Source organism: Metabacillus mangrovi (assembly GCF_009711125.1).
Taxonomy (GTDB): domain Bacteria; phylum Bacillota; class Bacilli; order Bacillales; family Bacillaceae; genus Metabacillus_B; species Metabacillus_B mangrovi.
In genome coordinates this window covers 1-12,735 of the sequence record NZ_WMIB01000024.1, presented here as the reverse complement: position 1 = coordinate 12,735, position 12,735 = coordinate 1, and the positions used below count along the sequence as shown (strand labels likewise).

The window sequence follows — 12,735 nt, the reverse complement described above, 5'->3', positions numbered from 1 at the left end:
TGATGAGAGAGGAAGATTACATGATTGCCGGCATCGGTATGGATATAGTGGAGATTAAGCGGATCCGCAGACTGGAGGAGAGGCAGCCCAGGTTTCCGGACCGTATTCTCGGAGAGCTGGAGCTTGCCGTTTACGAAAAGCTTGCCGGTCTGCGAAAAACAGAATTTCTGGCAGGCCGATTTGCCTGTAAAGAAGCGTTCGCAAAAGCCACCGGGTTAGGAATTGGCGGCGCATTAAGCTTCCATGATTTTCAGGTGGTAAAAGGAAGCAATGGAGCGCCGGAGGTCATCGCCACTGGCTTTGAAAAGATGAAAATCCATGTCTCCATCACACATACGAAAGAGTACGCAGCCGCCCAAATCATTATGGAAAGCCTGTCAAGCTAGTCTGCATATTCACCCAACCTGTGTCATATATTTGTATCGGAATGAGGGAGACAAGTGTTTTTCCTCCTGCTTAGACAATACAAAGGGGCTGAAAACGGGTGAAAAAAAGCTTATGTTTATTGCTTGTAGGGCTGATGGCTGTTTTTTTAATGTCTGCATGCGGAAATAAATCGCAGACCGATGTAGTGAAAGGGCTGGATAAAAAGGTAGAAGATCTTCAAAGCTACAAAACAAAAGCGAAAATGACACTGCAGACAGGAAGCGAGCCGCAAGTATATGATGTGGAAATCTGGTACAAGGAGCCATCCTTTTACCGCGTTAACCTCAAAAATCCGGCCAAAGAACAAAGCCAGATGATCTTACGAAACGAAGAAGGGGTCTACGTCCTTACACCGTCACTGAACAAAAGCTTCCGTTTTCAGAGCGACTGGCCGAAAAACAGCAGCCAGGCTTACCTGTTCGAATCACTTGTAAATGATGTGATCAAGGATAAGGCAGCCGTGTTCAAGGCAACAGAAAAGCAATACGTCTTTGAAACCAAAACGAACTATCAGAACAATTCCATGCTTCCGATGCAGGAAATCACCTTTAATAAAAATGACTTGTCCCCTGCAAGTGTTAAAGTCATGGATCCGGACCGGAACGCACTTGTAACTGTGGAATTTAAAGACTTTGAATTTAATCCATCCTTTGACAAGGACTCCTTCAATATGGAAAAGAACATGTCTTTCGGCATGATGGACCTACCTGCCACAGCACCAGTTGATAATAAGCCGTTCGCGGTCAAATATCCGATGGAAATGCCAGAAGGCGTGAAGCTGATCCAGGAAAAAGAGCTGAAAACCGATAACGGCAAGCGCGTGGTCATGACCTTTGCAGGTGAAAAGAACTTCACCCTGATCCAGGAAAAAGCCGCCGCCGCTCCATCTGCCAATGCCGTAACCGTCAATGGTGATCCGGCAGACCTCGGCTTTACAGTAGGCGCCATCACGGAAAACTCCATCACCTGGACTGCCGACGGAGTCGAATACATGATTGCCTCTGAAGACATGACTCCGGACGAACTGATGAACACCGCCCGCTCCGTACAGGGACAGACAGCTAAGTAATGCGAAAAAACTGACCTTTGGAGGTCAGTTTTTTTGTGGGGAGAAGGCGGGTGCTATTGTGTATCCTGGTTGCCGGACGGGTATCCCAGAGGGGTCAGTCCCCGCGATCTCTGCTGTACGAAAGCTCCGGCACCATCCCTGAAACCCCTTCCCGCACACGGGCTCGCAGCGGCGTCCCTCTGTCCCCTGCTGCTTTAAAGCATAGCGGGACAGGTCCGGCCTAATGTAAACCGCCACCTATCCAGCCTCATGTCAGCCACTTTCTTCTGTGTTTGACAACTCCCCGTCCAAAACCGGATAATCTTTTATAGATTTAATTTTTCCGGAGGATGAATGCTGATGCAGGAGCAACCCTTTTATCGTGATACGTGGGCAGAAATAGATTTGGATGCGATTGAATATAATGTAAAGAGCATGATACGCCATCTTGGTCCGGATGGGCGGGTAATCGCTGTGGTGAAGGCAAATGCATACGGGCATGGTGATGCGGAGGTTGCAGAAACGGCGCTTCAGGCAGGAGCCGAGATGCTGGCGGTTGCCTTTGTGGATGAGGCTGTGGCTTTACGGCAGAAGGGAGTGGAAGCGCCGATTCTTGTGCTTGGCGCTTCCCGGCCGGAGGATGTCCAGTTTTGCATTGACAGCAAACTGACGCTTACGGCTGTTTCGCTGGAGTGGCTGATGGAAGCAGAGAAGCATGTTCGAAACGGAACAATGGATGTGCATATTAAAGTGGACACGGGGATGGGCAGGCTCGGTTTGACGGAGAAAGAAGAGCTGGATGAGGCTGTTGAGCTTGCCCGGAAGTCGGAAGTCCTGCAGTTCCGCGGAATTTATACGCATTTTGCAGCGGCGGATGAGCCTGAGTCTGACTATACGGACCGGCAGTTTGAGCGATTCCGGCAGATGCTTGCGGGCATTGACTGCAGCGGGCTGATGGTACATTGTGCCAACAGCGCGGCAGGCCTTCGTTTTAAAGACAAAATCTTTAATACAGTCAGACTTGGAATTTCAATGTACGGGCTGTCGCCATCTTCCGAGCTGAAAAAAAGTCTGCCATATGAGCTCAAAGAGGCGATGTCCCTTCATACAAAGATCGTTCATGTTAAAAAACTGGCAAAGGGCGAAAGTGTCAGCTACGGGGCTGTATATACGGCAGATGAAGAGGAATGGGTCGGGACGCTGCCGGTTGGCTATGCGGACGGCTGGATCCGCCGGCTGAAAGATTCCGAGGTGATTGCAGAGGGGAAAAGAGTGCCAATTATCGGCAGAATCTGCATGGATCAATGCATGATCCGGCTGCCGGAGAGAATGGAAACCGGTACGAAGGTGACACTGATCGGCAGCCAGTCTGAAGAGTCCATCACGATGGACGAAGTTGCAGAAAGACTTGATACGATTAACTACGAAGTTCCTTGCATTCTGTCGTCCCGTGTCCCTCGTATGTTTTTGCGAAATAAGAGTATAATGGATGTTAGGAACCCGATTATTCAGAGCGTTTTTCATTCTGAAAGCCGATAAACCTGCGGATATCATACGCATTCCGTTAAGAGATTATTTAGAAAATAGTTTGCTTCCGGATATAATGATGGTATGATTGACTATGGAATGGAATAACGGGTGTGCAAGTTTGGTGGAGGTGTATGTTTGTGTCTGAATCCAGCGCAACGACTGAAATTATGATCCGCTTACCGCAGACATTAGTGTCAGAATTGGACAGTCTTGTCAAACAAGAGAACGGAAATCGAAGCGAGCTTATTTATCAGGCGACAAAAATGTATCTTCGTGAACGCAAAAAACGCCAAATTCGTGAATCCATGAGACGCGGATACATGGAGATGGCCAAGATTAACCTCAATATTGCTTCCGAAGCTTTCATGGCAGAATCAGAGGCTGATCATACCGTAGACCGCTTAGTAAGCGGAGGTTGATCCTTTGATTGTAAAACGCGGCGACGTTTATTTTGCTGATTTATCACCTGTGGTTGGTTCTGAACAGGGAGGCGTCCGTCCAGTTTTAATCATTCAAAACGACATAGGGAACCGATTTAGTCCGACTGTCATCGTTGCTGCAATCACAGCCCAGATCCAAAAGGCAAAATTGCCGACACATGTCGAAATTGACGCGAAGCGCTATGGGTTTGAACGGGATTCCGTTATTTTGCTTGAGCAGATCCGGACCATAGACAAACAGAGACTGACGGACAAGATCACTCACCTTGACGATGAAATGATGGATAAAGTGGATGAAGCCTTGCAGATAAGCCTCGGACTTATTGATTTTTAATCGAATAATCAAAAATAAAAAGGAAGTTGCTATGCACGGCAGCTTCCTTTTTGTTTTATAATAAGAAGTGAATCGTCCGGCACAGAAGGATTCAGGAGAAAGACCATAACTTGGAAGCGAAGTTTAACCGGCACATTCCTTTTTTTTGTTTACATAAATAGGTATAATAGGGGCAGTGTATTTTAATCCGTTCAGGGAACAGGGGGGACAGGCTTGAATCTTGAGAACAATTCGATTTTATCGTTTTTGCACGAGAATCAGATCGAGATCCAGGAAGAGTGGCATCTTGCGCTGAAGGAGCTCGATGACCGGAAGTATTCGGATTTTGTGTCTGATGCTGTATACAGACAGACAGCTCAGGAATTCATCGGAATTCTTATTCAATATATGGAGGGCAGCACCGAAGAGGCAGACCAGCTGCTCTCTGACTTTACATCCCGCATTGTCCAGTCGGGGTGGTCAATGACTTTTATTACAAAAGGGGTCAAAAAACTCGGGCTTCTGATTTTTAATAAAATGACAGAGCATTCTTCCGAAGAGGACAAGATGAAGCTTGTATGGCAATTCGATCAAAAGGTTTCTCCTCTAACGGAGCAGCTGCTGCTTGAATATGCTTCCTCCTGGGAAAGAACTGTTTCGCTTCAAAAAATAGCCCTTCAGGAATTGTCTGCACCGCTTATTCCTGTTTTTGAAAATATAACCGTTATGCCTCTTGTGGGCACGATTGATACAGAAAGAGCAAAGCGTATTATGGAAAATCTGCTGGACGGAGTGGTGAAGCACCGCTCTGAGGTAGTGCTGATTGATATTACAGGTGTTCCGGTTGTCGATACAATGGTAGCCCACCATATTATCCAGGCATCCGAAGCAGTCCGGCTAGTCGGGGCGAAATGCCTCCTGGTAGGGATCCGTCCTGAAATTGCCCAGACAATTGTGAACCTGGGCATTAATCTGAATCAAATCACAACGAAAAATTCACTGCAAAAAGGCATTGAAGCTGCCTTGGAAATGACAGATCGAAATATTGTTTCAACGGGGGAATTAGAATGAGAACGCCTAGAATACCCATTCTCAAATTAAAAGACTGTCTCCTTATTTCCATTCAGTGGGAGCTTGATGACCAGACAGCGCTTCAGTTTCAGGAGGATCTGCTGCATAAGATTCACGAAACCGGCGCAAACGGCGTAGTTATTGACTTAACATCTGTGGATGTTATTGATTCTTTTATCGCAAAAGTACTGGGAGACGTTATCGGGATGTCTAAATTGATGGGTGCAGCTGTGGTGCTGACTGGCATCCAGCCGGCTGTTGCCATTACTCTGATCGAATTGGGCATACAGCTTGAAGATGTAAAGACAGCACTAGATTTAGAAAAAGGACTAGAGACGCTGCAGCAGGAATTGGGGGAATAGCCAATGGACAACCAATCCTGCGTTAATATCGTAACAGAATGGGACATTGTAGCAGCCCGGCAGCTGGGGCGCAATGTAGCCAAAGAGCTTGGCTTCGGCACGGTGGACCAGGCAAGGATCACCACAGCGATTTCTGAGCTCGCAAGGAATATTTATCTATATGCCGGCCAGGGTCAGCTATGCATCGAGCAAATCGAAGAATACGGAAAAAGAGGATTGAAAATAATAGCCATTGACAGTGGTCCTGGAATTCCTGATATCAGAAAGGTAATGGAAGACGGCTTTTCTACTTCAGGGGGGCTTGGGGCCGGGTTGCCAGGTGTAAAAAGACTGATGGATGAATTCAACATTCAGTCTGCTGCTGGAGAAGGGACCGACATTCGTGCGGTCAAATGGCTTCGCTAGGAGGCTGGCCTTTATGGAATTTAAAGAAGTGATCGAATCAAAGTACAAAGAATTACTTCATAACTATATAAATGAACTAACAGAGACCGCTTTGTACCAAGGGCAGAAATTCAGCAGACAGACCCTGCAGCAGCAAATTCCCCCAGAGGAAATTGTGAGCATTCACCGGAAGGTTCTGCAGGACCTGTTCCCGGATACGAAGGAAGATGTACTGAGTTCTTTGGATTTTTTGCTTGAGGTGATGGTGGGCTATGGACTTGCTTATCAGGAGCATCAGATCCTAAGGGACAAGCAGCTTGAAATCAAGTCAGAAATTGAAATTGCAGCGAATGTCCAGCAGACGCTCCTTGAAACGAAGATTCCGATTTGTGACGAATTGGACATTGGAGCGGTCAGTATTCCGTCCAAGCAAATGAACGGGGACTATCATCATTTTGTTCAGGATGAGAACCATATCAGTATTGCTCTTGCCGATGTAATCGGAAAAGGCATTCCTGCTGCTCTCTGCATGTCTATGATCAAATACACGATGGACAGCCTCCCTGAGTCCCGGAAGGAACCGGGCTATGTTTTGGAAAATTTGAATCGGGTAGTAGAACAGAATGTGGATCCAAGCATGTTCATCACCATGTTTTATGGGATGTATGACTTGCACACGCATTTATTCTCTTTTGCATCAGCCGGCCATGAACCGGGTTTTTACTTCTCCAGGAAAGATAATACATTCCAGGACCTTGATGCTAAAGGCCTCGTCCTCGGTGTGGACCAGAACGTCAAATACAGGCAGTATGACAAGCAGATTGAAGAAGGGGACATGGTTATCCTCTTCTCAGACGGAGTGTCAGAGAGCCGTTCTTCGGACGGTTTTATTGAAAGACAAGAGATTACAGATATGATCACAAAATATAGCCATCTTCCGGCACAGAAAATAGCCGACTCAATTTATAAGGAATTTTTGACTATGCAGGATTTCCAGCTGAGGGATGATTTTACACTGATCATCATCCGGCGGAAGGTTTAACTGCCAAATGATTCGGGTAAAAAACCATAGCATAATACGTCAAGTCTGAGGTGAATGGATAATGAATTTAAAAACAGTTATCGAAAATATGAACGATTTAACAAAAGTCACTGTAGCAGGTGAAATAGATGCATATACGGCGCCTAAACTGAGAGAAGAGCTGCTTCCTCTTGCTGAGCAGAGCAATCCCCAGCTGACGATAAGTCTTCGCGATGTTTCGTATATGGACAGTACAGGTCTTGGAGTATTCGTAGGCCTTCTGAAAAACGTAAGGAAAAATGATGGAGAATTGCGCCTTGTAGAACTGTCAGACCGGCTTGAAAGACTTTTTACAATCACGGGTCTAAATGACATCATCGATATTTCATCAAAAGCAGAGGGTGGGGTACAATGAGTTCAGTAGTGGATTACATTGAAATGAAAATTCCTGCAAGACCCGAATACGTAGGCATCGTCCGCCTGACGCTATCGGGGATTGCGAGCCGCATGGGTTATTCCTACGATGAAATTGAAGACTTGAAAATTGCCACAAGCGAAGCGTGCACAAATGCTGTGCAGCATGCCTATAAAAATGTTGATAAAGGTGAAGTGAATATCGGTTTTGGTCTGTATGAAGACCGCCTTGAAGTAATGGTTTCCGATACTGGGCAAAGTTTCAATTTCGAAGAAAAGAAAAAGGAACTCGGTCCTTACTCTTCAAATTCCAGCGTTGATTCCCTTCCGGAAGGAGGGTTAGGCCTTTACTTGATGGAAACGCTCATGGATGAGGTCCGGGTGCAGATCAGCACTGGAGTCACCGTGTTTTTAACCAAGTTCTTAAACGGGGAGCGGGTGAATCATGACACAACCATCACAAACTACGAAGCTAACTAAGGACCAGGTAAACGACCTGATTGCCGCTTACCAGAAGACTCAGGATGATCAAGCCCAGACTGATCTGGTGCATCATTACAGAGGACTGGTAGAGACCCTTGCCAAAAAGTATTCGCGCGGTAAAAGCTTTCATGAGGATCTGCTTCAGGTGGGAATGATCGGATTGCTTGGAGCAATCAGAAGGTACGATTCTGAGGTCGGAAAATCATTTGAAGCATTTGCGATTCCTACGATTATCGGGGAGATCAAGCGGTTCCTGCGGGATAAAACATGGAGTGTGCATGTTCCGAGGAGAATCAAGGAGCTCGGACCGAAAATCAAAGCGGCTGTAGATGAGTTAACAAATAACCTTCAGCGGTCCCCGAGAGTATACGAGATAGCAGAATACCTTGAGGTAACGGAAGAAGAAGTGCTGGAAACGATGGAAATGGGCAAAAGCTATCAGGCTCTGTCTGTTGATCATTCCATTGAGGCCGACCCGGATGGAAGCACAGTTACCATTCTTGATATTGTCGGTTCCCAGGATGACGGATTTGAACGTGTCAATCAGCGGATGATGCTTGAGAGTGTGCTTCATGTTCTATCAGATCGTGAAAAGCAGATTATCCAGCTTACATTTATTGAAAACAAAAGCCAGAAAGAAGCTGGAGAAGAACTCGGCATCTCACAGATGCATGTTTCCAGGCTTCAGCGGAGAGCGATTCATAAGCTGAAGGAAGCGCTGGCTGCCGATAAATCATTGGAGTATTATCAATGATCGAAAGGGTAACAAATGAAAAGGTCCGCGCTTTGGCCTTCCAACTTCAAAAAAAGGGAAAATCCCTCTGCGGAGACAGTTTTTTTATGACGACCACAGAGGATTATTTTATATGTGTGCTGGCTGACGGGCTTGGGAGCGGTGAATTAGCTCATGAATCTTCCCAGGTCATAACCGAATTGGTCAAATGCTGTCATGAAGAAGAGGTCGGCCAGCTGCTGGAAAAGTGCAACACCGCTCTTAAAGAAAAGCGGGGAGCTACAGTCGGGATCTTTAAGATGACCTTCGCAGATCAGCAGCTGACCTATGGATCTGTCGGAAATATACGTTTTGTCATGCATAACCCTTCAGGAGATTTCGTATATCCTCTGCCAATCCTCGGTTATATGTCAGGCAAACCCCAAAAATATAAAATCAGCAGCTATTCCTACCAATCAGGCGCTAAATTCATTATCCATTCAGACGGACTAAAAATCACAGCCATTAAATCACTGCTTAAAAATCATGAAACAATCGAGGAAATTTCCACTTTCCTTGAGCCTTTTACGAAAGAGCGGGACGATGATCTGACTTATATAGCCGGCCAAATTTTCTAACTGGAATTTGGGCGGCTTTTTATTATGAGATGGCACATGTGCTGTAAATCCTTTAAGGTTTTTTGCTATGATAGAGTCATCCCGCTAACCGGAGGAGACGTATGGAAAACCAGGAACGTTTACTTAAAGCAATGACAGAATCTTTATCTATTCCCTTAAAGCAGGTGAGGAGTGTAATTCAGCTGCTTGATGAAGGGAATACAGTCCCTTTTATTGCCCGTTACCGCAAGGAACAGACGGGTGCGCTGGATGAGGTCCAGATTAAAGAGATCTCAGAAGCATGGCAGTATATGCAAAACCTTGAGAGCCGGAAAGGGGAAGTTCTCAGGTTGATCGAAGAGCAGGGCAAGCTGACTGAAGAGCTGAAAAAAGAGATCGGGTCTGCTGTAAAACTTCAGCAAGTAGAGGATCTATACAGACCCTATAAGCAAAAGCGCCGTACAAAAGCAGCGATTGCGAAGGAGAGAGGCCTGGAGCCGCTGGCGCAGTGGATGATGAAGCTGCCTGCTTCAGAAGCCCCTGAAAAGAAGGCGCTCGAATTTATTAATGAAGAAGCGGGTGTTGCGACGCCTGAAGATGCCCTTCAAGGAGCCAAGGATATTGCTGCTGAACGAATTGCGGATGAGCCGGAATACCGGAAATGGATCAGAGAGCAAACCTTTAGAAAGGGCAGCCTTGTCACATCAGCTAAGGATCAGGAAAAAGACGAAAAGAATGTATTTGAAATGTATTATGAATACGAAGAGCCTGTACATAAGGCAGCCCCCCACAGAATCCTTGCCATCAACCGCGGAGAGAAGGAAGGAATTTTAAGGGCGGCCATCACTCCTCCGGCAGACCAGATTATCAGTTATCTGAAAAGAAAAGAGCTGAAGTCAAGAAACACCACTGTCCAGCACTTGATGGAGGAAGCAATTGAAGATGCCTATAAGCGGCTGATCGAACCTTCTGTTGAAAGGGAAATCCGCAAAGAGTTAACCGAAAAGGCGGATGAACAAGCGATTCACATTTTTTCTGAAAACCTGAAGAATCTTCTTCTGCAGCCCCCTTTGAAAGGAAGGGTTGTCCTCGGATTGGATCCAGCATATCGGACAGGCTGCAAACTCGCAGCCGTAAGCGAAACAGGCAAGGTCCTCTATATCGGCGTGATCTACCCCCACGCTCCGGTGAACAAGAGAGAAGAAGCGATTCAAACCATCTTGAAGCTGATTGATCAGCATCAGATCGAGGTAATTGCTGTAGGCAACGGGACAGCTTCAAGAGAAAGTGAACAGCTCGTCGCAGATGCGATTCAGCAGTCGGGTAAAGACCTTGCTTATCTGATCGTGAATGAGGCAGGAGCAAGCGTGTATTCAGCATCTGACCTGGCGAGGGAAGAGTTCCCGGATTTAAAAGTAGAAGAGCGGAGTGCTGTATCCATTGCAAGAAGACTTCAAGATCCGTTGGCGGAGCTTGTGAAAATTGACCCGAAATCAGTGGGTGTCGGCCAGTATCAGCATGATGTCAGCCAGCGGAATTTAAATGATTCCCTTACTTTTGTAGTGGAAACCGTTGTAAACCGTGTCGGCGTGAATGTAAACACCGCATCACCCGCTTTGCTGCAGTACGTCTCCGGGCTTTCCAAAGCCGTTGCGCAGAACATTGTGAACAAGCGGGAGGAGCTTGGCAAGATTACAAGCCGGACACAGCTGAAAGGCATTCCCCGCCTTGGTGCGAAAACCTACGAGCAGGCCGTTGGATTTTTGCGCGTGATGGATGGAGACCAGCCTCTTGACCGGACAGCCATTCATCCCGAGAGCTATAAAGTCGCGACAGGTCTTCTCAAGCAATTGAAAGCAACAGCCGGAGATCTCGGGAGTGAAGCGTTAAGTGAAAAAATAAAGACGGTTGATCTGAAAGCAGCAGCTGAAGAGTTCGGGATCGGCGAATTGACGATGAGAGATATTTGCGATGCGCTTGTCCAGCCGGGAAGGGATCCGCGGGATGAGGTTTCCAAGCCGCTGCTCAAGAAAAATGTCCTGAAGCTTGAAGATCTCAGCAAAGGACTCGAATTGCAGGGGACTGTCAGAAACGTAGTGGACTTCGGCGCCTTTGTCGATATCGGTGTAAAGCAAGACGGGCTTGTGCATATTTCCAAGCTGAGCCGTCAATATGTAAAACATCCGCTCGACGTTGTAAGTGTCGGAGACGTTGTTACGGTCTGGGTGGATTCGGTTGATGTTCACAAGGGAAGGGTTTCCCTCACGATGCTTACTGATCAATCGTAACCGACAGAAATAAAACACTGCTTCTTTTTCAGCAGTGTTTTTTCCTGTAAAAATACCAGCATTGATTTAAAAGTCTGATCTGATAGCTGTTCTTTTCAAGATATGCACGCATCATCTGATTTTTCAGCCATGATGGCATTGCTCATGCCTCCTTAATCGGTATAATGGAGTATGGGTATTAGCTAATGTATGCAACGATAAAATGTCCCGTTCGCCGACCGGGTCATTAAATAAAGGGTGTTAACATGACTCAGCATGAACTTCAATTACTGGTGGAAGAAATTTCTTCTTCCTGTTTCCATAAATCATTTACCCATAAAGCGGTGTTCAATAACAGACTCCGTACAACAGGGGGAAGGTACATGCTTTCTTCCCACAACATCGAAATCAATCCAAAACACTGGGTGGAGCATGGCAGAGAAGAGCTTATTGGCATTATCAAGCATGAGCTTTGCCACTACCATCTGCATCTGGAAGGCAAGGGCTATAAACACCGGGACCACGATTTCAGAAAGCTGCTTGCGGAAGTAGGTGCCCCGCGTTTCTGCACGCCGATCCAAAAGCTTCGGACACCGAATACGATTCATTTGTATAAGTGCGGAACTTGTTCGCAAAAATATGAACGCAAAAGAAGGATGGACACAAAGAAATATGTTTGTGGAAAATGCGGCGGGAAAATTCAGAAAGTCGGTTGACGAACTTCTGTATGTATGATAAATTATAAAAGCCGTCGGGAAAGACGCCACATTCAGACATTGCGAATGTATATAGATGTTGACTTTGTGTAATAATTTATCTATAATCAAAGAAGTCTGCTATTTATTGTTCCGCAGTAGCTCAGTGGTAGAGCTATCGGCTGTTAACCGATCGGTCGCAGGTTCGAGTCCTGCCTGCGGAGCCATTTTATTTTCAGATGGGGAAGTACTCAAGTGGCTGAAGAGGCGCCCCTGCTAAGGGTGTAGGTCGCGTAAGCGGCGCGAGGGTTCAAATCCCTCCTTCTCCGCCATCTATTTTACGGCCCGTTGGTCAAGCGGTTAAGACACCGCCCTTTCACGGCGGTAACACGGGTTCGAATCCCGTACGGGTCATTTTTTATTTTGGGACAAGTAATCTAGCAGGCAGCTGGGCAGCGTAATACGCCGCTCATCACAAGCCGAAACCCCACCCAACAAAGTAAACGTAAGAGGGTTGGGAGAAGCAAGCAGTGCTAGGAACCGAAGTAGAGAGCACCGGAGCGCACATCAGTGCGTTAGGATGCGAACGACTGAAGGTGACGACGCAATGCGCCGCTCATCACAAGCCGAAACCACCACCCAACAAAGTAAACGTAAGAGGGTTGGGAGGAGCAAGTAGTCCTAGGAGCCGAAGTAGAGAGCACCGGAGCGCACATAAGTGCGTGAGGATGCGAACGACTGAAAGCGACGACGGAATACGCCGCTCATCACAAGCCGAAACCACGGAGGATTAGCTCAGCTGGGAGAGCATCTGCCTTACAAGCAGAGGGTCGGCGGTTCGATCCCGTCATCCTCCACCAGAGAGATTTTAATAGTGGGCTATAGCCAAGCGGTAAGGCAACGGACTTTGACTCCGTCATGCGTTGGTTCGAATCCAGCTAGCCCAGCCATC

At 46.8% G+C, this 12,735-nt stretch carries 16 protein-coding genes and 5 tRNA genes; 20 read left to right on the top strand and 1 reads right to left on the bottom strand.

Going from position 1 to position 12,735, the window contains the following annotated elements:
- Window positions 1-20: 20 nt before the first annotated feature.
- From acpS to GKZ89_RS17310, 14 genes are all read left to right on the top strand, one after another.
- Window positions 21-386, top strand: coding sequence for a holo-ACP synthase (acpS, locus tag GKZ89_RS17375; RefSeq protein ID WP_155113716.1), 366 nt, complete (start codon window positions 21-23; stop codon window positions 384-386).
- A 98-nt stretch (window positions 387-484) separates the two neighbouring features.
- Complete coding sequence (locus GKZ89_RS17370; protein WP_162357026.1) at window positions 485-1,495, top strand: outer membrane lipoprotein carrier protein LolA; 1,011 nt, start codon at window positions 485-487, stop codon at window positions 1,493-1,495.
- Between the two features lie 339 nt (window positions 1,496-1,834).
- A complete protein-coding gene (alr, locus tag GKZ89_RS17365) occupies window positions 1,835-3,013 on the top strand; it encodes an alanine racemase (protein ID WP_155113673.1) in 1,179 nt (392 codons plus the stop codon).
- A gap of 128 nt (window positions 3,014-3,141) precedes the next feature.
- Complete coding sequence (locus GKZ89_RS17360) at window positions 3,142-3,423, top strand: CopG family ribbon-helix-helix protein (RefSeq protein ID WP_035404384.1); 282 nt, start codon at window positions 3,142-3,144, stop codon at window positions 3,421-3,423.
- Window positions 3,424-3,427: 4 nt separating this feature from the next.
- Window positions 3,428-3,778, top strand: coding sequence for a type II toxin-antitoxin system endoribonuclease NdoA (ndoA, locus tag GKZ89_RS17355; protein ID WP_035404386.1), 351 nt, complete (start codon window positions 3,428-3,430; stop codon window positions 3,776-3,778).
- 213 nt (window positions 3,779-3,991) lie between these two features.
- Window positions 3,992-4,828, top strand: coding sequence for an STAS domain-containing protein (locus GKZ89_RS17350; protein ID WP_155113671.1), 837 nt, complete (start codon window positions 3,992-3,994; stop codon window positions 4,826-4,828).
- The gene (locus GKZ89_RS17345) at window positions 4,825-5,190 is read left to right on the top strand and encodes an STAS domain-containing protein (protein WP_155113670.1); all 366 of its coding nucleotides are present in this window, start codon (window positions 4,825-4,827) and stop codon (window positions 5,188-5,190) included. The genes GKZ89_RS17350 and GKZ89_RS17345 overlap by 4 nt, the downstream gene beginning before the upstream one ends.
- A gap of 3 nt (window positions 5,191-5,193) precedes the next feature.
- The gene (locus GKZ89_RS17340; RefSeq protein WP_155113669.1) at window positions 5,194-5,595 is read left to right on the top strand and encodes an anti-sigma regulatory factor; all 402 of its coding nucleotides are present in this window, start codon (window positions 5,194-5,196) and stop codon (window positions 5,593-5,595) included.
- Window positions 5,596-5,608: 13 nt separating this feature from the next.
- Window positions 5,609-6,616, top strand: a complete 1,008-nt coding sequence (locus GKZ89_RS17335; protein ID WP_155113668.1) for a PP2C family protein-serine/threonine phosphatase — start codon at window positions 5,609-5,611, stop codon at window positions 6,614-6,616.
- Window positions 6,617-6,677: 61 nt separating this feature from the next.
- Window positions 6,678-7,010, top strand: coding sequence for an anti-sigma factor antagonist (locus GKZ89_RS17330; RefSeq protein ID WP_155113667.1), 333 nt, complete (start codon window positions 6,678-6,680; stop codon window positions 7,008-7,010).
- A complete protein-coding gene (gene rsbW / locus GKZ89_RS17325) occupies window positions 7,007-7,489 on the top strand; it encodes an anti-sigma B factor RsbW (protein WP_155113666.1) in 483 nt (160 codons plus the stop codon). Before GKZ89_RS17330 ends, rsbW begins: the two co-directional genes overlap by 4 nt.
- Window positions 7,455-8,246 carry an RNA polymerase sigma factor SigB gene (gene sigB / locus GKZ89_RS17320; protein WP_155113665.1) on the top strand — a complete coding sequence of 264 codons (792 nt, stop codon included), beginning with the start codon at window positions 7,455-7,457 and terminating at the stop codon, window positions 8,244-8,246. Before rsbW ends, sigB begins: the two co-directional genes overlap by 35 nt.
- Entirely contained in the window at window positions 8,243-8,842 is a 600-nt protein-coding gene (locus GKZ89_RS17315; protein WP_155113664.1) for a PP2C family serine/threonine-protein phosphatase, read from the top strand. Before sigB ends, GKZ89_RS17315 begins: the two co-directional genes overlap by 4 nt.
- A gap of 101 nt (window positions 8,843-8,943) precedes the next feature.
- Entirely contained in the window at window positions 8,944-11,109 is a 2,166-nt protein-coding gene (locus GKZ89_RS17310; RefSeq protein ID WP_155113663.1) for a Tex family protein, read from the top strand.
- Window positions 11,110-11,137: 28 nt separating this feature from the next.
- Here the strand turns inward: GKZ89_RS17310 and cmpA are convergent, their stop codons facing one another.
- Window positions 11,138-11,248 carry a cortex morphogenetic protein CmpA gene (gene cmpA / locus GKZ89_RS17305; RefSeq protein WP_155113662.1) on the bottom strand — a complete coding sequence of 37 codons (111 nt, stop codon included), beginning with the start codon at window positions 11,246-11,248 and terminating at the stop codon, window positions 11,138-11,140.
- Between the two features lie 106 nt (window positions 11,249-11,354).
- Between cmpA and GKZ89_RS17300 the strand changes: the two genes are divergently transcribed.
- From GKZ89_RS17300 to GKZ89_RS17275, 6 genes are all read left to right on the top strand, one after another.
- Window positions 11,355-11,804 (top strand): SprT family protein, encoded by a 450-nt coding sequence (locus GKZ89_RS17300; RefSeq protein ID WP_155113661.1) that lies wholly within the window; start codon window positions 11,355-11,357, stop codon window positions 11,802-11,804.
- A gap of 131 nt (window positions 11,805-11,935) precedes the next feature.
- A tRNA-Asn gene (locus GKZ89_RS17295) sits at window positions 11,936-12,010 on the top strand.
- Between the two features lie 14 nt (window positions 12,011-12,024).
- Window positions 12,025-12,115, top strand: a tRNA-Ser gene (locus tag GKZ89_RS17290).
- 10 nt (window positions 12,116-12,125) lie between these two features.
- Window positions 12,126-12,197, top strand: a tRNA-Glu gene (locus tag GKZ89_RS17285).
- A gap of 370 nt (window positions 12,198-12,567) precedes the next feature.
- Window positions 12,568-12,643: transfer RNA gene (locus GKZ89_RS17280), tRNA-Val, on the top strand.
- A gap of 15 nt (window positions 12,644-12,658) precedes the next feature.
- Window positions 12,659-12,733, top strand: a tRNA-Gln gene (locus GKZ89_RS17275).
- The last annotated feature ends 2 nt before the right edge of the window (window positions 12,734-12,735 follow it).

Bases quoted from the DNA above. Each gene is read 5' to 3' on its own strand.
- GKZ89_RS17340 (WP_155113669.1), top strand. From the start codon at position 5,194: ATGGACAACCAATCCTGCGTTAATATCGTAACAGAATGGGACATTGTA.
- alr (WP_155113673.1), top strand. From the start codon at position 1,835: ATGCAGGAGCAACCCTTTTATCGTGATACGTGGGCAGAAATAGATTTG.
- cmpA (WP_155113662.1), bottom strand. From the start codon at position 11,248: ATGCCATCATGGCTGAAAAATCAGATGATGCGTGCATATCTTGAAAAG.
- GKZ89_RS17330 (WP_155113667.1), top strand. From the start codon at position 6,678: ATGAATTTAAAAACAGTTATCGAAAATATGAACGATTTAACAAAAGTC.
- rsbW (WP_155113666.1), top strand. From the start codon at position 7,007: ATGAGTTCAGTAGTGGATTACATTGAAATGAAAATTCCTGCAAGACCC.
- GKZ89_RS17315 (WP_155113664.1), top strand. From the start codon at position 8,243: ATGATCGAAAGGGTAACAAATGAAAAGGTCCGCGCTTTGGCCTTCCAA.
- GKZ89_RS17335 (WP_155113668.1), top strand. From the start codon at position 5,609: ATGGAATTTAAAGAAGTGATCGAATCAAAGTACAAAGAATTACTTCAT.
- GKZ89_RS17310 (WP_155113663.1), top strand. From the start codon at position 8,944: ATGGAAAACCAGGAACGTTTACTTAAAGCAATGACAGAATCTTTATCT.
- acpS (WP_155113716.1), top strand. From the start codon at position 21: ATGATTGCCGGCATCGGTATGGATATAGTGGAGATTAAGCGGATCCGC.
- GKZ89_RS17300 (WP_155113661.1), top strand. From the start codon at position 11,355: ATGACTCAGCATGAACTTCAATTACTGGTGGAAGAAATTTCTTCTTCC.
- sigB (WP_155113665.1), top strand. From the start codon at position 7,455: ATGACACAACCATCACAAACTACGAAGCTAACTAAGGACCAGGTAAAC.
- GKZ89_RS17345 (WP_155113670.1), top strand. From the start codon at position 4,825: ATGAGAACGCCTAGAATACCCATTCTCAAATTAAAAGACTGTCTCCTT.